General features: G+C 58.3%; 20 protein-coding genes and 2 pseudogenes. 18 read left to right on the plus strand and 4 right to left on the minus strand.

The window, feature by feature from the left end; all coding sequences use genetic code 11:
* Window positions 1-2 precede the first annotated feature (2 nt).
* From ACHEXK_RS01985 to ACHEXK_RS02020, 8 genes and pseudogenes are all read left to right on the plus strand, one after another.
* Window positions 3-1,673, plus strand: coding sequence for an ATP-binding cassette domain-containing protein (locus ACHEXK_RS01985; protein WP_416547579.1), 1,671 nt, complete (start codon window positions 3-5; stop codon window positions 1,671-1,673).
* Between the two features lie 15 nt (window positions 1,674-1,688).
* Window positions 1,689-3,029, plus strand: a complete 1,341-nt coding sequence (locus ACHEXK_RS01990; protein ID WP_416547580.1) for an HlyD family type I secretion periplasmic adaptor subunit — start codon at window positions 1,689-1,691, stop codon at window positions 3,027-3,029.
* A 14-nt stretch (window positions 3,030-3,043) separates the two neighbouring features.
* Window positions 3,044-4,750, plus strand: coding sequence for a tetratricopeptide repeat protein (locus tag ACHEXK_RS01995; protein ID WP_416547581.1), 1,707 nt, complete (start codon window positions 3,044-3,046; stop codon window positions 4,748-4,750).
* Window positions 4,750-6,801, plus strand: coding sequence for a tetratricopeptide repeat protein (locus ACHEXK_RS02000; protein ID WP_416547582.1), 2,052 nt, complete (start codon window positions 4,750-4,752; stop codon window positions 6,799-6,801). The genes ACHEXK_RS01995 and ACHEXK_RS02000 overlap by 1 nt, the downstream gene beginning before the upstream one ends.
* The gene (locus ACHEXK_RS02005; RefSeq protein ID WP_416547583.1) at window positions 6,798-7,382 is read left to right on the plus strand and encodes a D-sedoheptulose-7-phosphate isomerase; all 585 of its coding nucleotides are present in this window, start codon (window positions 6,798-6,800) and stop codon (window positions 7,380-7,382) included. Before ACHEXK_RS02000 ends, ACHEXK_RS02005 begins: the two co-directional genes overlap by 4 nt.
* On the plus strand, window positions 7,379-8,332 hold the full coding sequence (gene rfaE1 / locus ACHEXK_RS02010; RefSeq protein WP_416547585.1) for a D-glycero-beta-D-manno-heptose-7-phosphate kinase: 954 nt from the start codon (window positions 7,379-7,381) through the stop codon (window positions 8,330-8,332). Before ACHEXK_RS02005 ends, rfaE1 begins: the two co-directional genes overlap by 4 nt.
* Window positions 8,332-8,799, plus strand: a pseudogene (locus ACHEXK_RS02015) (adenylyltransferase/cytidyltransferase family protein); the annotation flags it as partial. The gene rfaE1 and the pseudogene ACHEXK_RS02015, both read left to right, overlap by 1 nt.
* Window positions 8,800-8,835: 36 nt before the next feature.
* Window positions 8,836-9,375 (plus strand): annotated as a pseudogene (locus ACHEXK_RS02020) (D-glycero-alpha-D-manno-heptose-1,7-bisphosphate 7-phosphatase); the annotation flags it as partial.
* A gap of 51 nt (window positions 9,376-9,426) precedes the next feature.
* Here ACHEXK_RS02020 and ACHEXK_RS02025 read toward each other — a convergent pair.
* Window positions 9,427-10,107: a GntR family transcriptional regulator gene (locus tag ACHEXK_RS02025; RefSeq protein WP_416547586.1), complete on the minus strand. Its 681-nt coding sequence runs from the start codon at window positions 10,105-10,107 to the stop codon at window positions 9,427-9,429.
* Window positions 10,108-10,311: 204 nt separating this feature from the next.
* Between ACHEXK_RS02025 and ACHEXK_RS02030 the strand changes: the two genes are divergently transcribed.
* From ACHEXK_RS02030 to ACHEXK_RS02055, 6 genes are read left to right on the plus strand one after another with little or no spacing between them, the layout of a single operon-like run.
* Window positions 10,312-11,502 (plus strand): CaiB/BaiF CoA transferase family protein, encoded by a 1,191-nt coding sequence (locus ACHEXK_RS02030; protein ID WP_416547588.1) that lies wholly within the window; start codon window positions 10,312-10,314, stop codon window positions 11,500-11,502.
* On the plus strand, window positions 11,503-12,312 hold the full coding sequence (locus tag ACHEXK_RS02035) for an enoyl-CoA hydratase (protein ID WP_416547589.1): 810 nt from the start codon (window positions 11,503-11,505) through the stop codon (window positions 12,310-12,312).
* A 7-nt stretch (window positions 12,313-12,319) separates the two neighbouring features.
* A complete protein-coding gene (locus ACHEXK_RS02040; protein ID WP_416547591.1) occupies window positions 12,320-13,303 on the plus strand; it encodes a zinc-binding dehydrogenase in 984 nt (327 codons plus the stop codon).
* A 48-nt stretch (window positions 13,304-13,351) separates the two neighbouring features.
* Complete coding sequence (locus tag ACHEXK_RS02045) at window positions 13,352-14,323, plus strand: Bug family tripartite tricarboxylate transporter substrate binding protein (protein WP_416547592.1); 972 nt, start codon at window positions 13,352-13,354, stop codon at window positions 14,321-14,323.
* 15 nt (window positions 14,324-14,338) lie between these two features.
* Window positions 14,339-15,127, plus strand: coding sequence for a class II aldolase/adducin family protein (locus ACHEXK_RS02050; RefSeq protein ID WP_416547594.1), 789 nt, complete (start codon window positions 14,339-14,341; stop codon window positions 15,125-15,127).
* A 28-nt stretch (window positions 15,128-15,155) separates the two neighbouring features.
* Entirely contained in the window at window positions 15,156-16,163 is a 1,008-nt protein-coding gene (locus ACHEXK_RS02055) for a D-2-hydroxyacid dehydrogenase (protein WP_416547596.1), read from the plus strand.
* Here the strand turns inward: ACHEXK_RS02055 and ACHEXK_RS02060 are convergent.
* Complete coding sequence (locus ACHEXK_RS02060) at window positions 16,160-16,645, minus strand: YqaA family protein (protein ID WP_416547597.1); 486 nt, start codon at window positions 16,643-16,645, stop codon at window positions 16,160-16,162. The two genes, ACHEXK_RS02055 and ACHEXK_RS02060, sit on opposite strands and share 4 nt — an antisense overlap.
* 149 nt (window positions 16,646-16,794) lie before the next feature.
* On the opposite strand from ACHEXK_RS02060, the gene dusB reads away from it, so the two are divergent.
* From dusB to ACHEXK_RS02080, 4 genes are read left to right on the plus strand one after another with little or no spacing between them, the layout of a single operon-like run.
* Complete coding sequence (gene dusB, locus ACHEXK_RS02065) at window positions 16,795-17,829, plus strand: tRNA dihydrouridine synthase DusB (protein ID WP_416547599.1); 1,035 nt, start codon at window positions 16,795-16,797, stop codon at window positions 17,827-17,829.
* On the plus strand, window positions 17,826-18,065 hold the full coding sequence (locus tag ACHEXK_RS02070) for a Fis family transcriptional regulator (RefSeq protein WP_416547601.1): 240 nt from the start codon (window positions 17,826-17,828) through the stop codon (window positions 18,063-18,065). Before dusB ends, ACHEXK_RS02070 begins: the two co-directional genes overlap by 4 nt.
* A gap of 20 nt (window positions 18,066-18,085) precedes the next feature.
* The gene (gene purH / locus ACHEXK_RS02075) at window positions 18,086-19,672 is read left to right on the plus strand and encodes a bifunctional phosphoribosylaminoimidazolecarboxamide formyltransferase/IMP cyclohydrolase (RefSeq protein ID WP_416547602.1); all 1,587 of its coding nucleotides are present in this window, start codon (window positions 18,086-18,088) and stop codon (window positions 19,670-19,672) included.
* Window positions 19,673-19,676: 4 nt separating this feature from the next.
* Complete coding sequence (locus ACHEXK_RS02080) at window positions 19,677-20,954, plus strand: DEAD/DEAH box helicase (protein WP_416547604.1); 1,278 nt, start codon at window positions 19,677-19,679, stop codon at window positions 20,952-20,954.
* 26 nt (window positions 20,955-20,980) lie between these two features.
* Here the strand turns inward: ACHEXK_RS02080 and ACHEXK_RS02085 are convergent, their stop codons facing one another.
* Both ACHEXK_RS02085 and ACHEXK_RS02090 read right to left on the minus strand, forming a co-directional pair.
* Window positions 20,981-21,316 (minus strand): DUF6172 family protein, encoded by a 336-nt coding sequence (locus ACHEXK_RS02085; RefSeq protein WP_416547606.1) that lies wholly within the window; start codon window positions 21,314-21,316, stop codon window positions 20,981-20,983.
* 89 nt (window positions 21,317-21,405) lie between these two features.
* Complete coding sequence (locus ACHEXK_RS02090) at window positions 21,406-21,873, minus strand: hypothetical protein (protein WP_416547608.1); 468 nt, start codon at window positions 21,871-21,873, stop codon at window positions 21,406-21,408.
* Window positions 21,874-21,875: the final 2 nt, after the last annotated feature.

Raw genomic sequence — 21,875 nt, forward strand, 5'->3', positions numbered from 1 at the left:
CCATGTTTGACAATCTGAAAGTATTGGCTGGCAAGCTGGGCTTGCCAGCCAAGCTGGTGCGCGAGCTCTTGTTGGCCACATTGCTCATCAACTTTTTAGGCTTGGTGTCATCGCTCTACAGCATGCAGGTGATGAACCGTTACGTCTCCTTTGGTATCGATGCCACTTTGATGACATTGACCACTGGCGCGTTGATTGCCTTGGTGTTGGAGTTCATGCTGCGCAAAGCCCGCAGCCACATTGAGCAAGTGGTTTGCAATCGGGCGGTAGAAAGGGCACAAGACAAGGCTTTGGTGGCTTATGCGGGATCGAACTACCAGTTGCTGGAGCAAATTCCCATCACCCAGAGGCGGGAATTGATTGCGGGTTTGGGCCCGATTTCGCAAGCCATATCGCCCATGAACTTCAGTGGCGTGATGGACGCACCCTTTGCCGTTCTTTATGTGGTGGCCGTATTTTTGTTGAGCCCGATGTTGGCGGGGGTGATGGTCCTGGTCATTGCCGTTTACTGGTGGCTTGCCGTGCGGGCGCAAAACCAAATGCGTGCACCGACCGAGGCGATGACAGAGGCTTCGGCGCGTGTGGGTGGCGTCAGCCATTTTTTGGTGTCGGGTGCAGAAACACTGCGCATGTTCAACTGCGTGCCCATTGTTCGACGTGATTGGGCCGGGGCGCAAGACCAAATGATGGGTTTGCGCACGCAACTGCAAGAATTACAGGGCGAGCAACAGCACTACACGGTGGTGGGCAGCAATTTGATGACCATTGTGGTGTATGCCGTGGGCGCCATCTATGTGGTCACTGGAAAACTGGATGTCGGTAGCTTGATTGGCGTGAGTATTTTGGCCAGCCGGTCTTTGTCTTCTTTCTCGCGTTTGACCCAGTCCCAAGAACTTTTTGAGCGCGCTGTTCAGGCATTTTCTCGCTTGGATGCCTTGGCCAAAATTCCTGTTGAGCGTCAACAAGGGCATGTCCCCCGCGAGCTCAAGGGCGCTTTGGAGTTGGTCGATGTGTCCTTGACCTGGCCCGGCCAGCCCATGCCCTTGTTTGAATCCTTGTCCTTGAAAATGCCCGCTGGGGGCGTGATGGCGGTGGTGGGTGGCAACGCCGCAGGCAAAAGCAGCATGCTCAAACTGCTGGTGGGGTTGCTGGAGCCTGACCGAGGTCACGTCAAATATGACGGCATGGATTTGCGCCAGTTGGTCCCGGATTGGTGGCGTCAGCAGCTGATTTATCTGCCGCAGGAGCCACAATTTTTTGACGGGACTTTGCGTGAAAACCTGACCGTCATGCGTCCTGAGACGCCGGATGACGCCTTGCTTGGGTGGTGCCGCAAACTCGATTTGGGCAGCTATTTGGATGCGCAGCCGAGGGGGCTGGAGACGCCCATTCGCAACTCGGGGTCGCACTTGCCTGTCGGTGTTCGCCGACGGCTGGCGTTGGTTCGGGCTTTGCTGACGCAGGGCCGTGTGGTGGTTCTGGATGAGCCTTTTGAGGGTGTGGACACCAAGGGTGCCCAAGCCATCACCGCCGTCCTCAATGAATTGGTGGGCCGAGGATGCAGCGTGATCATGGCCACGCGCGACGAATTCATCATCAAGTCCGCCACGATTGTGCTGGACCTCTCGTCTAAACCCGTACCTCGGGTGGTGAACCAAACGGCGCCTCAATAAGGGGATCGGTATCCGATGAATGCGATAGACACAACCATTGAAGATGCGCGTGAAGTGAAGGCTTCAGTCGGCGAATTGACCGACCACGACTTGCAGTTGCTCAAAAGCGAGCGGCGTTTTATCCGTTACCTGTCGATCGGTGTGCTTGGCCTTTTGATTTGGGCCGCGTTTTCTCAACTCGATATTGCGACGCAAGCCTACGGCGAAGTCGCGCCCGCCGATCAGGTGCAAAAAGTGCAGCATCTGGAAGGTGGCATCGTTCGCGAAATCCATGTCAAAGAGGGTCAGAAAGTCAAAAAAGGCGACCCGCTGGTCGAGTTGGAGGGGATTGCTGCGCAGGCGGACAAGCAGGAAATCGACAGCCGCATTGGGGCTTTGAGGATCAAAATCATCCGACTTGAGGCGGTGATTGGCCGCAAGGGGTCCATCCAGTTTCCTGCCGATCTGTTGAACAATTACCCCAGGGAAATTGACGAAGCGAAAGAGCTTTACCGCACGCAGCTTGAGCGTTCAAGTTCCACGCGAGATGCACAGTCATGGAAAATTGTGCAGCGCCAGGAAGAGTTTCAGGAGCTCAAAGCGCGCATTGCGCACTTGTCTGAACAACGCAAAATTTTGCGTGAGCAGTTGCGCATTGACAAAGAGTTGTTGGACAAAGGCATTGGCAACCAATACGAATTTTTGCAACGGACCCGAGAGGATTCAAGCCTTTCAGGGCAGATTCTCGAATCGCAAGCCGCATTGAGGCGTGTGGAAGCGGGACAAAAACAAGAACAGTCCGGACTGACCTCGATCACCTCCGGCAACACAGAGGACCTTCGCAAAGACTTGGAAGAGTCCCGCAAGCAGTTGGCCGAGTTGCAAAAACGACTGGGTAAATTCCAGGACAGTACGGCCAGAACCATCATCCGCTCACCTGTGGATGGCACCGTTTTCACGCTCTACACCGTGACCCGTGGCGGGGTGGTGAGTCCCGGTGGTTTGGTGGTCAGTCTGGTGCCTGGGGATGAGCACATCGTGATTGAAACCAAATTGAATGCGGGTGAGGTGGGTTTGGTCAGTGTGGGTCAACTGGCCCGCTTGCGCCTTGAAGGTGCCAGCACGCAGCGTTTCAGGCCTGTCGATGGGAAAGTGCTGCACATCAGCTCAGATGCCATCACCGAGCCGCAGAAACCCCCTTATTTTTTGGTCCGCATTGCGCCCTCACAACTCAATTTCACGGATGGGGTGACGAGTTACAAACTCAGCCCTGGTGTGCAAGTCAGCGCATCCATCGTGACCGGACACCGCAGTGTTTTGCAGTACGTCTTTAGCCCGATGTTGGGTCGTTTCGGCGGTGCCTTGACAGAGCATTGAGGCAGGAAATTGAAGTGACAGCTCCAGAAAAATCTCCGGCCCATCTTGACTGGAATCGCCGCGCGAGCCAATTGTTGTCGGCGCGCAAATTGCCCGAATTGCAACAACTGCTGGAGCAAGTGCTCTCTGCGCAAGCAGAAAATCACGAAGCGCGACAGTTGCTGGGCGTGTGTCACAGCATGCAAGGCCGGCATGGCGAAGCGATCAACCATGTGAGCTTGGCCATTGCCTTGAGTGACTTTCAGCCCGATTGGCTGTTCAATCTGGGCAATATTTTGCGCAGTGATGGTCAGCTGACATTGGCGCTGAACACCTATCGAAAGTTGCTCAGCATGGCGCCAGGGCATGCACAAGCCTGGTTCAATTTGGCCAATTTGCTCAGTGATCAGCAGCAGCATGGCCAGGCGGTTGACGCCTACAGGCGAGCCTTGTTGGCGGACCCGTCTTATCTGAAGGCGATGGTCAATTTGGCCAGTTCACTGTCACGCACCAGTGACTTTGACGGGGCGCTCAAAGTTTTCAAGCAAATTTTGGCGGCGGATCCCCAGCACGTGGGTGCCCGCAACAACATGGCCAATTTGCTGCGTGATTTAGGCCAGCCGCTGCAAGCCAAAGCCCTGCTGGAGGGACTGGCCCAGGAAGACCCCACCAGTGCGCGTGTACAAAACAACCTCGGCTCTGCTTGGCGAGAGCTGGGTGATTTGCAGCGGTCTTTGGCTTGCTACCGCAAGGCCATCGAACTCAAGCCGGATTACCCGGAAGGACAGATGAATTACGCCATGGCCTTGTTGGCCGATGGTCAGTGGGAGCCAGGTTGGCGGCGCTATGAGGCGCGACTGGATCCACGTTTGCAAGTGCCCATGGCCGCACCGTATCCCCACATCACCCGTTGGACAGGTCAAGCCATCCAAGGCAAACGCATCTTGGTTCATGGTGAACAAGGCTTGGGCGACATGCTGCAGTTCTGTCGCTTTGTGCCCATGCTTGAAAAAATGGGCGCGCAGGTCTTTATGCTGACCGACACGAATTTGAAGCGCTTGTTTCAGACGCTGGACATGCGTGCCGATGTGCTCTCCAGCGGAGACCCTGTGCCCAGTGGTTTGGATTACCAAGTCTCCTTGATGAGTTTGCCGCTTTATCTGGGGATTTTCTCGCCGAGTCAGTTCCATCCAACGCCTTACTTGAAACCCGCATCGGATGATGTCTCGGTTTGGCAGGCGCGGCTGGATGCTTGGTTTCCCCCATCAACGGGTCGCGGTCGGCCACGAATTGGCATCGTGTGGGCGGGCAATCCGCGGCGCGAAATGCCCCTGGCCAGTTTGGTGGACCGTCGCCGCAGCTTGTCCAGCGACCAAGCCCGCCAGTTGATCCAAGCGCATCCCGAGATCGACTGGGTCAGCTTGCAAAAGGGGGAGCAGGAAAATGCGCTGCCGGGTATCCCGAGTGCAGCCTCCTCTTTGCAGGACTTCGCAGACACGGCGGCGCTGTGCCAGGCACTGAACGCGGTGGTGACTGTCGATACATCGGTCGCCCACCTGAGTGCCAGCATCGGCCGCCCGACCATCATGTTGTCGCGCTTTGATGCCTGTTGGCGTTGGGGCCTGAAGGATGCCCAGACGCCGTGGTACCAAACCATGCGCATTGTTCGGCAAAGCAGTTATGGTGACTGGTCGCAAGCCTTGTTGCGGGTCAGTGCTGAATTGGCGCAATTGGGGTTGTGATGACGACTCTGCAGTCCACTCTGCAATTGGCATTTGGCCATCACCAGGCCGGACGTCTGGATGCTGCGGCGCAAGGTTATCAAGAGATCTTGAAACAAGAGCCTGAACACCCTGATGCGCTGAATTTGCTCGGCGTTTTGTGCTCCCAAAGAAAAGACCATGCCCAAGCATTGACATGGTTGTTGAAAGCCATTGCAGCCAAACCCGAGTTCTCCGATGCGTGGTTGAATTTTGCCAAGACCTTGAGTTCCACCCGCCGTCTGCGTGAGGCGGTGGGGGCTTGTGATGTGGTGTTGCGCCTGAAGCCGCAGCACGCCGAGGCGCTGGCCACCCAGGCACGAACGCTGCGCAAGCTCAATCAATTTGATGCGGCCTTGCAGAGCGCCCGCGCGTGCCTTGCCGTACAAGCCGATTCACTTGAAATGGGGCGCATCGAAGCGGCATGCTTGTTGGCCTTGAAGCGATACGATGAAGCGGGACCATGTTTTGAGCATTGGTTGGCCAAGTCGAAAAATGATGAAGCCTTGTCCAATGACTATGCGATGTTGTTGGTGCACTTGGGTCGCACCCAAGAGGCCATCGCCCGGTTGGAAGCCTTGGTGGGTTTGCCCAAGCCTTTCTTGCCGGCGTGCAGCAATTTGGGCAATTTGTTGTACGACCAAGGTGAGCACGAGAGGGCCCTTGCCTTGCACCAAACAGTCGTGGATACCAACCCAGAACTCTATGCAGGGTGGATCAATTACGGCAATGTCTTGCAAAAGCATGAGCGTTTGAAGGAGGCCAGACAGGCCTTGGAAGTGGCCGTTCGATTGAAGCCCGACAGATCGGAGGCCTACGTCAATCTGGCGAGCATTTTGATGGCTCTGGGCGAAGAGAACTTGGCTTTTGAGCGTTTGAACAAGGCCATTGCGCTGGCCCCAGACTTCGTGGATGCTTGGAACAACTTGGGGGCGATGGAGTTGGACTGTGCCAGGCCGGGGAACGCCCAAAAGGCCTACGCACAAGCCGTGGCACGTGATCCCCAATTGGCAGCCGCGCAGTTTGGTCTCGCCTTGAGTTATTTGATGCAAGGCGATTTCACCAGGGGCTGGCCGCTTTATGAATGGCGATGGCTGGGTGCTAGTCAAGCCAAGCCGCAAGAAGCACCCCGTTTTTCATGCCCGCAATGGACAGGCCAGCCCACACGCCCGCAGGCCGACTCCATCGTCGTCTACCACGAACAAGGCTTTGGCGACACCCTTCAATTTGCGCGATTTCTACCCCAACTTCTGGGGAAGTTCGCACAAATCACGTGGGTCATTCAACCCGAGTTGTATGAGCTGGTGGCCCATAACTTCCCGCCTCAAATTCAGTTGCTGACCTCCGCGCAGGGGCAATCGGTGGTGCGTTCGCGTGTGTTTGATTGGCATTGCCCCATGGGCAGTCTGCCCCTCGCACTGGGGTTGAAAAGCGGCCAACAAATCCCTGGCAGGGCGGGCTATTTGAAGCCCATGGCCGGGCATGCCGTTTCTCGGAAGTTTGACGATTTGGTTCGGCACGCCAAACAGGAACAAAAGACGGTCATTGGACTGTGCTGGGCAGGCAATCCCGGTTTGGCGCACAACAAGACCCGCAGTTTGAAGTTGTCCATGCTCAGCGAACTGATGCCCATACCCGGTGTGGTGTGGGTGAGCTTGCAACGCGAGCGCAGTTTGGAAGAAGCGCAGTTGTTGCAGTCTTGGGGGGTGATGGACATGTCGGAGAGCTTGAACCATTTTTCTGACACGGCGGCGGTGATCCAGCAGCTGGATCTGGTGATTTCTGTGGACACCGTGGTGGTCCATCTTGCCGGGGCTTTGGGTAAGCCTTGCTGGCTGCTCAATCGTTTCCAAAGCGAATGGCGCTGGATGCACGGTGCTCAGGACAGTGCGTGGTATGCGTCTGTTCAACAGTGGCGACAAGAGCGAAAAAATGATTGGCCAGGCGTCCTGGCCAGAGTGAAAGCGGCGGTGACGGAGGTGGTGCATGGCCCCCATCAAGGTGCCCAAGCGTTTGATGAGGTCAACCCATGAATCCCAACTTGTTGGCCCAAAACATGGCAGAACATGCGCTGACCATGCAGTCGCTGACGCAGCTCTCAGATCTGGTGCTGGAGGCATCGCGGGCATTGGCTGGTGCCTTGAAGGGCGGTGGGAAACTGATGCTTTGTGGTAACGGTGGTTCCGCCTCGGATGCCCAGCATTTTGCTGCGGAGATGATGGGCCGCTTCCAGAAATCCAGACAACCTTACGCTGCGGTGGCTCTGACCAGTGACACCTCGGTCCTGACGTGTATCGCCAACGATTACGCGTTTGACCAAATTTTCGCGCGCCAGGTTCAGGGTCTTGGCCGATCAGGTGATGTGCTGGTTGCATTGTCAACGTCGGGGCAATCGCCCAATGTGGTTCAGGCGGCCATTGAGGCCCGGCAATCTGGTGTTTTTGTCTTGGGTTTGACGGGCAAAGGCGGTGGGGCTTTAAAGCCCCATTGTGATTTGTGTTTGGTGGTCGAATCCGCCAGCACGGCCAGGATTCAAGAGGCGCACATTTTGCTGATCCACACCCTGTGTGAGTTGGTCGAGCAAGGCCTCTCTACTGAACTGACAGCGCCATGAACCCCACTGAACTCAACGCCATGGACATGGCGGCTGTCCTGGCGAGCAGCAAAGTGCTGGTGGTGGGCGATGTGATGCTGGACCGGTATTTCATGGGTGATGTTTTTCGCATTTCGCCCGAAGCACCGGTTCCTATTTTGCAGGTGATGGAGGAAGAGACCCGTCCTGGTGGCGCAGCCAATGTGGCCATGAACATCAAGGCGCTCGGCGGACAAGTCAGTTTGCAAAGCATCGTGGGTCGCGATGCTGCAGGCGAGGAACTCAGCCGTTTGTTGAAGCAAGCGGGTATCTCGGCCCAATTGTTGGCTGACGAAGGTTTGCGCACGACCATGAAATGGCGTCTCGTTGCCAGGTCACAGCAAATGCTGCGTGCTGATTTTGAGGATCGGCCTGGTGAAAAAGCCTTGGCCATCTTGTTGGAACATTTTTCAAACGAACTTCTGAACCACCAAGCGGTGTTGATTTCCGACTACGCCAAAGGGGCGCTGGTGGATGTCCAACGGATGATCAGCTTGGCCAAGCAAAAAGGTTTGAAAGTCTTGGTGGATCCCAAAGGGTCTGATTTTTCGAAATACAAAGGAGCGGACCTCATCACCCCGAACCGGCAGGAGTTGATGCACATCATTGGCCCATGGCAGGACGAGGATCAACTTCGCATGAAGGTCACTCAGCTGTGCGAGTCTTTGGAGATCCAGTCGCTGGTGTTGACCCGGGCTGAAGAGGGCATGACGCTGTTTGAGCCAGGGCATCGGGTGCATTTGCCTGCGCAGCAGGTGGAGATCGCGGATGTCACCGGTGCGGGCGACACCGTCATTGCGGTGTTGGCCATGTTGCTGGCTTCGGACGTGCCGTTGGTGCAGGCGATGGCGTTGGCCAATCGAGCGGGTGGTTTGGTGGTCGCTAAATTTGGGACCGCCACATTGAGTGCACCGGAGTTGTTGGGCGCATGATGCTGGACGACAAAATATGTCCGCGTCCTGAGTTGATGAAACGCTTGGCGTGTTTGCCACGCCCCTGGGTGTTCACCAATGGGGTGTTTGACATCGTGCACAAAGGTCATGTTCATTACCTGGAACAGGCGCGAAGCTTGGGTGGTTCACTGGTGGTAGGGCTCAACACAGACGCTTCTGTTCGGCTGCTCGGCAAAGGCGATGACCGGCCGCTCAACACAGAAATGGACCGGGCGGCTGTGTTGGCGGCGTTGTCGTCGGTCTCGTTGGTGACTTTTTTTGATGACAAGACCCCTCTTGAGTTGATTCGTGAAGTGGCCCCGGACATCTATGTCAAAGGTGGTGATTACGACATGGACGTTCTGCCCGAAGCGCGTTGGGTGCGTGACTCGGGTGGGCAAGCTTTGGCGATTGAATTCACCCCTGGCTACTCGACAAGCTCGCTGCTGAAGCGGGCTCGTGGCGCAGGCCTCAATGGCCGCTCTGTGCGCCGGGCGGTTTTCCTTGACCGTGATGGGGTCATCAACCTGGACACCGGTTATGTGGGGCGATGGTCGGATTTTCAATTTCTGCCCGGTGCCGTGGATGGCTTGAAGAGACTCCAAGATGCGGGCTATGCACTGGTCATCGTGACCAACCAGTCTGGTTTGGCGCGGGGTTATTTCGATGAAAAAGATTACTTGGATTTGAACGCGCACATGACGGCGGCGCTGCGTGCACAAGGCGTTGTGTTGGAAGGCATTTATCACTGTCCTCATCACCCAGAGGGGATCGTTGGCAAGTGGGCCGTGGCGTGTGGCTGTCGCAAGCCTTTGCCGGGTCTGATCCTCCAAGCCGCCACCGAGCTGGGCATCGCTTTGTCCGATTCGATCTTGATCGGTGATCGCCTATCGGACATTCAAGCCGCGCGAGCCGCCCAGATGCAAGCCGCGTACCTCATCGTGCAAGAAGGGGGGCAATGGGCACCAGATGCCCGTGTGCCCGTTGACGGTGCATTTCCAAATTTGTCGGCCTGTGCACTGGCTCTGACGGGCCGCACTTGATCCAAGCTCGCCAGCGTGACAGAACGGCGCTGATCACGGGCGCACTTGGCCTCACAGCCTTGTCAGCGGACTGGACCTGTCGATGTTGCTCAACAGCCTCTCGCGGCCTTTGAGCACGTGGCGTTCTGCGGTGGACTTGGCTTTGGCCTTGGCGCCTTTGGCGATGGCCTCGTACAAAGTCCTGTGTTCGGCATTGGACTGGCGCATATTGCCGGGTGCGTTGAAGTATGCCCGCCGAAACAGGTGCATTTCCTTGACGTAGTCATCGTAGGTGGCCTGTGCCCGCTGGTTGTTGGACAACTGCAGCACCAGGGCATGAAATTTCAAATTCAGCTCGTAGTAGAGGTTGGCGTTTTCGGTTTCGCAGGCCGCATCCATGCCGTTGAGCAGTTGCTCAAACTGCGCTTTGTGGCTTTCGGCCAGGTGGTCGGTGGCCCGTTCAGCGGCAAATCCAAAAACCAATGCGCGCAGCTCGTACAGCTCCAACATTTCCCGAACCGACATTTGGCGGACAAAAACCCCTCGGTTGAGTACCGCCTTGACCAAGCCCCATCCCGTGAGCATCCGAATTGCTTCGCGCACAGGCCCGCGGCTGGTGCCCATGCGCAGGGCCAAGGCGGCTTCGTTCAAGCGCTCGCCCGGCTGGAGTTCGCCGCTGTAGATGAGTTGCTTGAGCTGGTCTGCCACAAAGACGGGCAAGCCTTGCTCTGGCTTTTCTGGGGCTGCATTCATGTCTTGGTTGCTGGCTGAAGGGGGCCTCATTCATCGGCAAACAATCCTACCTGAAGAACGTGGAAATCCGTCCCGTGGCGTCGCCAAAGTGTCAACAATGATCCTAAAGTGTTGACACTTTAGGGGCGGACGTTCACACTTTACGGGCCATCAACAGGTGCATGCACTGGGATGAATGGTGTCCTTTTTTGCAGGATTTTCGCCATGCCGCACCAACCCGCCTCTGCCGCCTTGTCTCGTTTTCGCGTGATTGATCTGACCCAAGTGCGCGCAGGCCCCACCGCCTGCCGTCAGTTGGCGGACTGGGGCGCCGACGTGGTCCAGGTGCAAATGCCCGAGCACATGCGCGGCGACGACACCTTGGGTGGGCAAGAAGGCTCGGATTACCAGTACACCCACCGCAACAAGCGCTCCATCACCCTGAACCTGAAGGAACCCGCGGGCATTGCGCTGCTCAAGCAGTTGATCGCCAAAGCCGATGTGGTGGTGGAGAATTTTCGGCCCGACGTCAAATTCCGTTTGGGCATTGACTACGAAAGCCTTCGGCACGACAACCCGGGTCTGGTCTACGCCAGCATTTCAGGATTTGGTCAGACGGGGCCTTTGGCTGGGCGGCCAGGCTTTGACCAAATTGCACAAGGCATGGGCGGTCTGATGTCGGTGACCGGCATGGCCGAGCAGGGGCCCATGCGTGTGGGCATCCCGATTGCCGATTTGTGTGCCGGCATTTTTGCAGCGCAGGGCATTTTGGTGGCCCTGCTCGAGCGTGAGAAGTCCGGCCAAGGGCAGTGGCTGCACACCTCCTTGCTCGAGTCCATGGTGTACATGATGGATTTCCAAACTTCGCGTTGGTTGATGGACGAAGAGGTGGCCATGCAGGCCGGCAACTTCCACCCCACCAGCATTCCCACGGGGGTGTACAAGGCGCGCGATGGGTACATGAACATCGCGGTGTTTGGCTCCAAAATCTGGGAGCGTTTTTGCGACATTTTGGAAGCGCCTCAATGGGTCACCGACCCGCGCTACCACGACAAACCCAGCCGCTCGGTCAACCGTGATGCGCTCAATGCTGAGATCAACGAGAGGCTGGCTTTGCAAGATCGGGCTTACTGGATTGAGCGCTTGAACGAGGGCGGAGTCGCCTGCGGCCTGATCAACAGCATGGATGAGGTCTTCAAAGAGCCACAGATTGCGCACCTGAAGATGGTCAAAGAGGTCGTGTCGGTGCACCAAGGCCTGCAGCGTTTGGTGGGCCAACCGGTACAACTGGAGCGCACCCCCAGCACCATCGCCCGCGCTGCCCCCCGCCGCGGTGAGCACAGCGAAGAAATTCTGGGTGAATTGGGCCTGACGGCCCAAGCGCTCGAGCAACTGAAATCCCAAGGAGTTTTTTGAATGGCCGATGTCGTCTACGCCTCACCCACGGAGCGGGTCAACACGTGGTTGGAGGGCAGCACGCTGTTCATCCAATTCAACAATGTGGCGCGGCACAACGCCTTGTCGGTCGACATGTGGGAGGCCGTCCCGGTGCTCTTGAGTCTGGCCGAGCACGACGCCCGTGTGCGCCTGGTGGTGTTCACCGGCGCCGGCGAAAAGGCTTTTGTGTCGGGGGCTGATATTTCGCAGTTCGAGGACATGCGTGCCGCGCGCGAGGCCGTCACGCGCTATGAGCACATGGCAGAGACCGCGCTGATGGGGATTTTCAATTTCCCCAAGCCCACCTTGGCATGCATTCGGGGTTTTTGCATCGGTGGCGGTGTCAATGTGGCCATCAGCTGCGACATGCGCATTGCTGCCAGCGATGCGGTGTTCTCGGTGCCGGCCGCGCGACTGGGTCTGGGTTACCGCTATTCGGCCATGAAAAATTTGGTCGACCTGATCGGCCCTGGCGCGGCCAAAGACCTCTTCTTCACCGCCCGAAAAATCAACGCACAAGAAGCCCAAAGCTTGGGTCTGGTCACGCGGATCTGTGCACCCGAGGCCTTGCCCGAGTTGCTGGCGGAATACACCTCGGCCTTGGCAGCCAACGCGCCCTTGACCATCCAAGCGGCCAAGGCCATCACGCGGGAAATTCTCAAACCTTCGCCTGAGCTGGACATGGATCACTGCACGCAACTCATCCGCGGTTGTTTTGACAGTGCCGATTACGCCGAAGGTCGCAAGGCCTTCATGGAAAAACGCAAACCCGTCTTCAAAGGCGAGTGAGGGGCTCATGAAATCGTATTGGATGAACATCAGCGAGGGACAGGTCAGCATGGCCTTGCGCGACGAGGACATGCCCACACCGGGTGCAGGCCAAGTGCTGGTCAAGCTGCATGCTGCGGCGCTCAACCGGGGGGAGTTGATTGTGGGCCATGGTCTGCATGGCCCAGGTGGCAGCAAGCGCGCAGGCATGGAAGGCGCAGGTCGCATTGTGCAGTTGGGCAGTGACACCGGCGTTTGGCAAATGGGTGACCGGGTGATGGGCCGGTGTCCCGGCGCTTTTGCCGAATATGCCTTGATGGATGTGCGCGAGATCATGCGCGTGCCCGACAACTTGAGTTGGGCGCAAGCCGCCGCCATCCCGTTGACATTTTTGGTGACCTACGATCTTTTGGTGTTGCAAGGCCACTTGCAAGCCGATCAATGGCTCTTGATCAACGGGGTGTCTTCGGGTGTGGGCGTGGCCAGTTTGCAAATGGCCAAGGTATTGGGGGCCAAAGTCATCGGCACCTCGGGCTCGCAGGCCAAGCTGGACCAATTGAAGCCCCTTGGGTTGGATGTGGGGTGGTGCACCCGTGCGGCCGATTTTCACCAGGCCGTGCTGCAAGCGACCGATCAAAAAGGGGCCAACCTGGTGGTCAATACCGTGGGCGGGAGTGTTTTTGCGGAGAGCATGCGTTGCATGGCGTTCCAGGGGCGTTTGGGTTTTGTGGGTTATGTCGACAACACCCTGAGCGCCACCATTGACTTGGAGGCCTTGCATGCCAAGCGACTGTGCTTGTTTGGTGTGTCCAACAAAAATCGCACACCCGCACAGCGCGCCGATGGCATTGCCCAGTTCACGGCGCAAATTTGGCCGGCATTGGCCGATGGCCGGATCCAGCCGCTGGTGGATCACGTTTTTGATTTTGACCAATTGGACCAAGCCAAGGCCCGCATGGAAAGCAACCAGCACACCGGCAAGATCGTGCTGCGCATCGCCAGCGCGGCTTGAGACGACGCCCGATCGTCCGAGATATTCCACCACGAAGGAGACCCCACCATGAACAAAAGAAAACTGATGGCCGCATGGGCGCTGTGCTGCCTGGCCATGGGTGCATATGCCCAGGGGGCGGCTTACCCGAACAAGCCCATTCGCTTGGTGGTGGGCTTTGCGCCGGGTGGCGCAGCCGACTATGTGGCCCGCGCCATCAGCGATGCCATGGGCAAATCCTTGGGGCAAACGGTGCTGGTTGAAAACAGGGCCGGTGCCGGCTCCAGCATTGCTGCTGAAAACGTGGCCAAGGCTGCACCCGATGGCTACAGCGTTTTGTTGGCCAGCCCCAGCAGCATCTCGGTCAACCCGGCGCTCAACCCCAAGCTGAACTACACGCCCAAAGACCTGGTGCCGGTGACCAAAGTGACCACGTCGCCGCTGGTCATTGCCGTCAACCCCAGCATCGGCATCCAGTCGGTGCAAGACCTGATCGCACGGGCCAAGCAGGCGCCGGGCAAGATCAATTACGCCACCTCGGGCAATGGTTCTGCGCCGCACTTGGGCGCAGCCTTGTTCACCCAATTGACGGGCGTGGACATGGTTCACATCCCGTTTCGGGGGGGCGCGCCTGCCGTTCAGTCGGTGATCGCCGGGGACACCCAGGTGACCTTTGGCACACCGCCATCGGTCTTGCCGATGATCCAGGCCGGTCGCTTGAAAGGCTTGGCCGTCAGCACGAAGAACAGCACGCCTTTGGTTCCTGGTTTGCCGGGCATGCAAGAGGCCCGATTGCCCGAATACGCCATTGAGTTTTGGTATGGCCTGTTTGTCCCCGTGGGCACGCCACCGGCTGTGATGAAAAAGATTTTTGAAGCCACGCAAACGGCGTTGGCACAACCTTCAGTCAAAGCCGCCTTGGCCCGTGAAGGGACCGATGTGGATGTGTCGACATCGCCAGAGAGTTTCGGTGCATTCTTGAACGAAGATGCCAAATTTTGGGTGAATTTGGTCAAGAGCGCGGGTGTCAAACTCGACTGAGTGACAGGAGTGAACATGATTGAAAACGGCCATTTGAAGATTGAATCCATGCAAGCGCGCTGCCCACCTGCCGAGTGGCAAGCGCGTGTGAATTTGGCGGCCTGCTACCGCTTGGTGGCCCTCTACGGCATGTCGGACATGATGGCCAACCACATCTCCTCTCGCGTGCCGGGAGAAGAGGGGGCGTTCCTCATCAACGCCTACGGCATGATGTACGAAGAAATCACAGCGTCCAGTCTGATCAAGATCGACCACGATGGCCGCATTTTGTCCACGCCCGATTTCGGTGATTTGAACTACGGCATCAACAAGGCCGGTTACGTCATCCACAGTGCGGTGCATGCGGCCCGCCCCGAAGTCGATTGTGTGATCCACACGCACAGTTGGGCCTCGATGGCCGTGTCTTCGCTGGAATGCGGTTTGCTGCCTTTGACCCAAACGGCCATGCGATTTTTGAAAATCGGCTACCACGACTACCAAGGGGTGGTGCTCGATCTGGCCGAGCAAGCTTCTTTGGTGGCAGACTTGGGTCAGGGCGAAGCGCTCATTTTGCGCAACCACGGTGCCTTGACCGTGGGCCGAAGCGTGGGCGAGGCGTTCAATTGGATGCACCGATTGGAGTTGGCATGCCGCACCCAACTCGCAGCCATGGCCTGCCACACCCCTTTTGTTACAGTGGCCCCAGCCGTCCTGGAAGAGACTTGGAACAACTACCAACCCAGCACCCGCAGACCCTATGGCCTGATGGAGTGGCCTGCGTTGCTGCGTAAACTCGATCGCATGGATCCCAGTTACAAAACCTGACTTGCTTTTGTAGACGCACGCCCAGCCCATGACCCAGACTCTGCGCATCCTCATGTCCCAACGGTCGATCGACCATTTGGGGGCGGGTGTCCAAGCGGTGATGTGTCCCCATGCCTATGAGTTGCTGGCGCTGGAAGATGCGGTCCTCGCGCAACGCACCGACGCGGATGTCGCCTTCATTTCCAGAGAGGTCACGGGCGCGTCCACCAAGCATGAGATCCATCCGGCCTTGCACCAGGTCTATGAGTTGTTGCGCCAGTCACCCCGTTTGCAGTGGGTGCACATCCATTCTGCGGGTGCCGATCGGCAGATTTACCTGGACCTTCAAGCCAAGGGCGTCAAGGTGCTCACTTCCTCAGGCGCCAATGCCCAAGTGGTGGCCAGTGTGGCGTTGGCGGGCATTTTGGCTTTGGCCCGCCGCTTCCCTTTGTTATGGGCAGAGCAACAAGCCAAGCAGTGGCGACCGATGCTGGGCGAGCGCATGCCCCGAGATTTGCCAGGCCAAACCGCCACCATCGTGGGTTGGGGCCCCATCGGCCAAAAGCTGGGCAGCTTGCTCCAGGCGTTGGGGCTGCATGTGGTGGCCGTCAGGCAGCACATGACGGCCCCCACCGAGCAGCAGCATCAGCCTGTGCACATGGTGCGTTTTGCCAATTGGCTGGAGGTTTTGCCGCAAACCGATTGGTTGGTTTTGGCCTGTCCTTTGACCGACACCACGCGGCAACTGGTCAACGCCCACGCGCTGTCCTGCTTGCCTCGGGGTGCACACCTGATCAATGTCGCGCGCGGGGAGGTGGTGGATGAGCCTGCTTTGGTTGCGGCCTTGCAAAGCGGTCATTTGGGCGGGGCATTTTTGGATGTTTTTGCCCATGAACCTTTGCCAGCGACCTCCGCCTTGTGGGCCATGCCCCAAGTGATGGTGACGCCGCACGCTGCGGGGCATTCGGATGGCAATGAGCGCCGGGTGGGTCAGATGTTTTTAGACAACTTGCAACGCTGGGTGGATTCAGACCCAGCGCAGCTTGCCGCGACTTAAGCCCATGCCCATTGCGCAGGAAAAACCCAGAGCAAAGCGGCGGTCATGATCAGGTAGCGAAAGAATTTGCCAATGGCCATGTACAAGGTGCAAGGCCAGAACGGCATTTTCAGCCAACCCGCAAGCGCGCAAATCGGATCGCCCACCACCGGCAGCCAAGACAGCAAGCAAGCCTTGGGGCCCAACTTTTCCAACCATTTCAGGGCCTGCTGGTCTGTGCTGGAGTGGCGCAGTCGGTCCACAGCCTTGTGTGCTCCCCAGCCCATCCACCAACTGAACATGCCGCCCAGTGTGTTGCCTGCCGTGGCCACCAAAATGGCCGGCCAAAACAACTCGGGGTTGAGTTTGACCAGGCCAAACAGCACAGGCTCTGACCCCATGGGGAGCAAGGTGGCTGACACGAAAGCGACGACAAACACGGTGCCCAAGCCATGTTGCGGCAGCGCCAACCATTGCAGCAATTGATCGATCCCAATGTCCATTCACGCAGTTTAGCGCTTGTCAAGTTGCGCTTTGGCGCCGCCAAGCCCAGGGTGTTCCTTAGCACACTCCCATGTCAGGTGCTGAAATATTGAGCAACTACAATCTCGTTTTCTGAGCGACCTTCCCCCCCCATACCCACCTTCCAGTCATGCAGATTGGCCCTTACCTATTGCCGAACCACTTGTTTGTCGCCCCCATGGCGGGGGTGACCGACCGGCCGTTTCGCCAACTGTGCCGACAGTTTGGTGCGGGCTATGCGGTCAGTGAGATGGTCACCTCGCGGCCCGATTTGTGGGCCTCGCTCAAAACTTCTCGCCGTGCCAACCATGAGGGTGAACCGGGCCCGATTGCCGTGCAGATTGCGGGCACCGAAGCGCAGATGATGGCTGATGCGGCCCGCTACAACATTGACCGCGGCGCGCAAATCATCGACATCAACATGGGCTGTCCGGCCAAAAAAGTTTGCAACAAATGGGCCGGATCGGCCCTCATGCAAGACGAGCCTCTGGCCCTGGAGATCATCAGTGCGGTGGTCCAAGCGGCCACGCCCCACGGGGTGCCTGTGACCTTGAAAATGCGCACCGGTTGGTGCGAGACCGAAAAGAACGCCCTGGTCTTGGCCCGTGCCGCTGAAAGTGCTGGGGTACAGATGGTGACCGTGCATGGCCGCACGCGGGAGCAGGGCTACAAAGGCCAAGCCGAATACGCGACCGTGGCCGCCGTCAAAGCGGCTTTGCGCATTCCGGTGGTGGCCAATGGGGACATCGATTCACCAGAAAAAGCCCGCGATGTGCTGAAGTTCACCGGGGCCGATGCGGTGATGATTGGCCGCGCTGCACAAGGCCGTCCTTGGATTTTTCGTGAGATTCATCATTTTTTGGCCACGGGTGAACACCTGGCGCCGCCCTTGGTTGCCGAAGTTCGCCGCGCCTTGCTCGAGCACCTGCAAGACCACTATGGTTTGTATGGTGAATACACCGGTGTGCGCTCGGCGCGCAAGCACATCGGCTGGTATGTGCGTCAGCTGCCCGGTGGCGAAGCGTTCCGCGAGCACATGAACACTTTGGACACCGCAGCCGGCCAACTGGCCGCCGTGGCTGCTTATCTGGACGGTTTGGCCGAACAGATGGAGCGAATGCCCCAGCGCCTTGAGGCTTGCCCTGATTTTGAGACCACGCCATGAGTGAACCCCAATCCATCGAACACTGCATCCGGGACAACCTGGACATTTACTTTCGCGACCTGGACGGCACAGAACCCGCAGGTCTGTACGACATGCTGGTCAAACTGGTTGAAAAGCCGCTGCTCGACGTGGTGATGAGCCAGTCCGGTCAAAACCAGTCGCGCGCCGCCGAATGGCTGGGCCTGAACCGCAACACCTTGCGCAAGAAGTTGCTTGAACACGATTTGCTGAAATGATTTTTGAAGAAAGTATGCCCATGAGAGCCCTCATCTCCGTCTCTGACAAAACCGGCATCGTCGACCTGGCCAAAGAACTGCACGCCTTGGGCGTGGGCCTGATCTCTACCGGCGGCACCGCCAAGCTCTTGGCCGACCAAGGCTTGCCCGTGACCGAGGTGGCCGAAGTCACCGGTTTTCCTGAAATGCTGGACGGCCGTGTGAAAACCCTGCACCCCAAAGTGCATGGTGGCCTGCTCGCGCGCCGCGATACGCCAGAGCACATGGCGGCTTTGCAGGCGCATGGCATTGACACCATCGATCTGCTCATCGTCAACCTTTATCCGTTTGAAGCCACCGTGGCCAAACCTGGCTGTACGCTGGCCGACGCGATCGAAAACATCGATATTGGTGGCCCCGCCATGGTGCGCTCTGCGGCCAAGAACTGGAAAGATGTGGGCATCGTCACCGACGCGAGCCAATACGACGATGTGATCGCTGAGCTGAAGTCCACCGGCAAGTTGAGCGACAAACTGCGTTTCGCTTTGGCTGTGGCCGCGTTCAACCGCATCAGCCAATACGACGGCGCGATCAGCAACTACCTCTCCAGCGTGAACTTTGAAGCCGAAAAACTGCGCGAAGACTACGTGCCCGAACGTGCCCAGTTCTCAGGCCAGTTCAATGAGCAATACGTCAAGGTGCAAGACCTGCGCTACGGTGAAAACAGCCACCAGCAAGCCGCGTGGTACCGCGACCTCGCACCCGCGGCAGGTTCGCTCGCCACCGGCGTGCAGCTGCAAGGCAAAGAGCTGAGCTACAACAACATCGCCGATGCCGATGCCGCTTGGGAGTGTGTCAAGAGCTTTGATACCACAGCCTGCGTCATCATCAAACACGCCAACCCCTGCGGCGTGGCCGTGGGTGCGAGCCCACTCGAGGCCTACAGCAAGGCCTTCCAAACCGACCCCACCAGCGCGTTTGGCGGCATCATCGCCTTCAACCGCCCTGTGGACAAAGCCGCTGCCGAAGCGGTGAGCAAGCAATTCGTTGAAGTGCTCATGGCCCCCGACTTCAGCGCCGAAGCACTCGAAGTGTTCAAGAGCAAAGTCAATGTGCGCTTGATGAAAATCGCCTTGCCCGCCCACTACGGCAACGTGCGCAACGCGCTCGAAACCAAGCGCGTCGGCTCAGGCCTGTTGTTGCAAAGCGCGGACAACCACGAACTGGCGCTGGCCGACATGAAGATCGTCACCGTCCGACAACCCACGCCTGAAGAACTCAACGATTTGTTGTTCGCCTGGAAAGTGGCCAAGTTCGTCAAATCCAACGCCATTGTGTTCTGCAAAAACGGCATGACCATGGGCGTGGGCGCCGGCCAAATGAGCCGCCTTGACTCCGCTCGCATCGCCAGCATCAAGGCCGAAGCCGCCAAGCTCAGCCTGCAGGGAACGGTGGTGGCCAGTGACGCTTTCTTCCCCTTCCGCGACGGCCTGGATGTGGTGGTGGCGGCGGGCGCCACCTGCGTGGCCCAGCCCGGAGGCTCGATGCGCGACCAAGAAGTGATTGACGCCGCCAACGAGCATGGCGTGGCGATGGTCTTCACGGGCGTGCGGCACTTCCGCCATTGACAGGATGATTTTGAACTTTGACCAACTCGGCCTGACCCCCGCGCTCTTGCGTGCTGTGGGTGACATGGGCTTGTACGCCCCCACCCCCATCCAAGCCGAGGCGATTCCAGCCGCCTTGAAGTCGACCGATGTGTGGGCCACCGCGCCCACCGGTTCGGGTAAAACGCTGGCCTTTGCACTGCCGTTGTTGCAGCACCTGCTGGCTGCGCCGCGCCAAACCAACTTCCGCCGTCCCTTGCGCACACTGGTGTTGGTGCCCACACGCGAGCTGGCGGTGCAAGTGGGCGATGTGCTGGCCAACCTGGCCTACCAGCTGCCGCAGTCTCTGAAAGTGGTCACTGTTTTTGGCGGCGTCTCGGTCAATCCGCAAATGATGGCGCTGCGCGGGGGCGCCGACATCGTGGTCGCGACACCCGGTCGCTTGCTCGATTTGATCGACCAGAACGCCTTGCGGCTGGCCGATGTGCAGCATCTGGTGCTGGACGAGGCCGATCGCCTGCTGGACTTGGGTTTTGCCGACGAATTGCAGCGCGTGCTGGCGCTGCTGCCCGCCCAGCGCCAGACCTTGCTGTTTTCGGCCACCTTTGCGTCCGAGGTGGAAACTTTGGCGGCCAAGTTGCTGCGTGATCCGCTGCGCATCACGGTGGAAGCTTTTGAAGGTCACAAGCCCGACATCACCCAGCGGGCGATTGCCGTGGACGAAAAAAGCCGCACAGGCTTGCTGCGCCACCTGATCAAAGAAAACGGCTGGACGCAGGTCTTGGTGTTTGTGGCCACGCGCTACGCCTGCGAGCATGTGGCGAACAAGCTCTACAAGGCAGGTGTGTTTGCCACGCCTTTTCATGGCGAAATGAGCCAAGGTGCAAGGCAAGAGGTGCTCAGCGAATTCAAGGCGGGCCGCTGGGACGTGGTGGTGACCACCGATTTGGCCTCACGCGGCATCGACATCGCCATGCTGCCCGTGGTGGTCAACTACGATTTGCCGCGCTCGGCCACCGACTACACCCACCGCATTGGTCGCACGGGTCGGGCTGGGGCGCATGGTGATGCGGTGAGCTTTGTCACGGCCGGCGCGCTGGCACACTGGAAGTTGATCCAGAAACGTGAAAGTTTGGAGCTCGCATTGGAGCAAATCGCAGGGTTTGAACCCACCGAAACCCCGCCACCGCCGTCGCCAGGCCATGGGGGCATCAAAGGTTCACGCCTGAGCAAAAAAGACAAGTTGCGGGCAGCGGCTGCGTCTGCTGTTGTGGCCAAGTCAACGCCAAGTCAGCCCACCTGATGGTCAAAATCCCACCCCGATCCAGGTCAGCCTTGGAGGGACTCATCGAGGTGGTCTTCACCACCGTCTTGGTTCTGCGCCTTGATCACGCGCAGGCCATGCTTGCTCAAAATTTCCACATAGACCGACGTTGCGCCTGATTGGGCTGCCAGGTTGACCGCTTCGATCACGCCGCTCACTCGCACCACTTCGGCGGTGTCAGCAGTCAGGCCCACTTTGCAGTCAAAGTCCCAAAAGTCCACACCCTTGGGCACGTCACGGTTGCGCTCGCGTTTGAAGTATTTGCGGATGTCGTGTTTGACGGCTTCGAGCACGCGGTCAGGGTGCTTGCCTTCGGCGTGCAGGGGGAAATTCTTTTTCATGTGGGAAGTCCAGGGGAGTAGGCAAGCGCCCGGTCGGACGTGAATGCAGGGGCGAATTATCGCTGGTTTGCGGTGCTGAGCGATCAGCGTCAGTCTTGAAACCGGAACTTCAGTTGAAAGCTCACGGCCCCATAGAGCCGGTCTTTCAATGGAGGCACCAAGGCAACATTCAAGCCCCAATGGCCCGATTCAAGCGTGGCCACAGGCAACACAGCTGGAAACCAACCGCCCTTGAAGGCTTTGGGGTAACCGTTGAAGGCGCCAGCCACCACGCCGAGTTTCACACCGGCCAAGGTCCAGGGTTGGTAGTACGCGCCCACGTAGCTGGAGTTGGCGCTGTTGCTGTTGATGAAGCGTCCAGCTGTGGCGCTCCAAGTGTCGTCAAGGGGGTATTCAAGGCCCAGTCCCGGGTTGGCATTGCGCAGGCCTTGGTCGGTGTCAAAGTGCGCTGAATAAAACCCTGCATTGATCCACAGGCGCTGGGTGTCGAATTCGGCATGGGCGGGCGAAATCAGACCGGCTATACCGACAACACATGCCCAAGCCGACTGTTTCATGG

Source organism: Limnohabitans sp. DCL3 (assembly GCF_048019295.1).
In the GTDB taxonomy this organism is placed as follows: domain Bacteria; phylum Pseudomonadota; class Gammaproteobacteria; order Burkholderiales; family Burkholderiaceae_C; genus Limnohabitans_A.

Bases quoted from the DNA above. Each gene is read 5' to 3' on its own strand.
- ACHEXK_RS01985 (WP_416547579.1), top strand. From the start codon at position 3: ATGTTTGACAATCTGAAAGTATTGGCTGGCAAGCTGGGCTTGCCAGCC.
- ACHEXK_RS01990 (WP_416547580.1), top strand. From the start codon at position 1,689: ATGAATGCGATAGACACAACCATTGAAGATGCGCGTGAAGTGAAGGCT.
- ACHEXK_RS02000 (WP_416547582.1), top strand. From the start codon at position 4,750: ATGACGACTCTGCAGTCCACTCTGCAATTGGCATTTGGCCATCACCAG.
- ACHEXK_RS02005 (WP_416547583.1), top strand. From the start codon at position 6,798: ATGAATCCCAACTTGTTGGCCCAAAACATGGCAGAACATGCGCTGACC.
- rfaE1 (WP_416547585.1), top strand. From the start codon at position 7,379: ATGAACCCCACTGAACTCAACGCCATGGACATGGCGGCTGTCCTGGCG.
- ACHEXK_RS02025 (WP_416547586.1), bottom strand. From the start codon at position 10,107: ATGAATGCAGCCCCAGAAAAGCCAGAGCAAGGCTTGCCCGTCTTTGTG.
- ACHEXK_RS02030 (WP_416547588.1), top strand. From the start codon at position 10,312: ATGCCGCACCAACCCGCCTCTGCCGCCTTGTCTCGTTTTCGCGTGATT.
- ACHEXK_RS02035 (WP_416547589.1), top strand. From the start codon at position 11,503: ATGGCCGATGTCGTCTACGCCTCACCCACGGAGCGGGTCAACACGTGG.
- ACHEXK_RS02040 (WP_416547591.1), top strand. From the start codon at position 12,320: ATGAAATCGTATTGGATGAACATCAGCGAGGGACAGGTCAGCATGGCC.
- ACHEXK_RS02045 (WP_416547592.1), top strand. From the start codon at position 13,352: ATGAACAAAAGAAAACTGATGGCCGCATGGGCGCTGTGCTGCCTGGCC.
- ACHEXK_RS02050 (WP_416547594.1), top strand. From the start codon at position 14,339: ATGATTGAAAACGGCCATTTGAAGATTGAATCCATGCAAGCGCGCTGC.
- ACHEXK_RS02055 (WP_416547596.1), top strand. From the start codon at position 15,156: ATGACCCAGACTCTGCGCATCCTCATGTCCCAACGGTCGATCGACCAT.
- ACHEXK_RS02060 (WP_416547597.1), bottom strand. From the start codon at position 16,645: ATGGACATTGGGATCGATCAATTGCTGCAATGGTTGGCGCTGCCGCAA.
- dusB (WP_416547599.1), top strand. From the start codon at position 16,795: ATGCAGATTGGCCCTTACCTATTGCCGAACCACTTGTTTGTCGCCCCC.
- ACHEXK_RS02070 (WP_416547601.1), top strand. From the start codon at position 17,826: ATGAGTGAACCCCAATCCATCGAACACTGCATCCGGGACAACCTGGAC.
- purH (WP_416547602.1), top strand. From the start codon at position 18,086: ATGAGAGCCCTCATCTCCGTCTCTGACAAAACCGGCATCGTCGACCTG.
- ACHEXK_RS02080 (WP_416547604.1), top strand. From the start codon at position 19,677: ATGATTTTGAACTTTGACCAACTCGGCCTGACCCCCGCGCTCTTGCGT.
- ACHEXK_RS02085 (WP_416547606.1), bottom strand. From the start codon at position 21,316: ATGAAAAAGAATTTCCCCCTGCACGCCGAAGGCAAGCACCCTGACCGC.
- ACHEXK_RS02090 (WP_416547608.1), bottom strand. From the start codon at position 21,873: ATGAAACAGTCGGCTTGGGCATGTGTTGTCGGTATAGCCGGTCTGATT.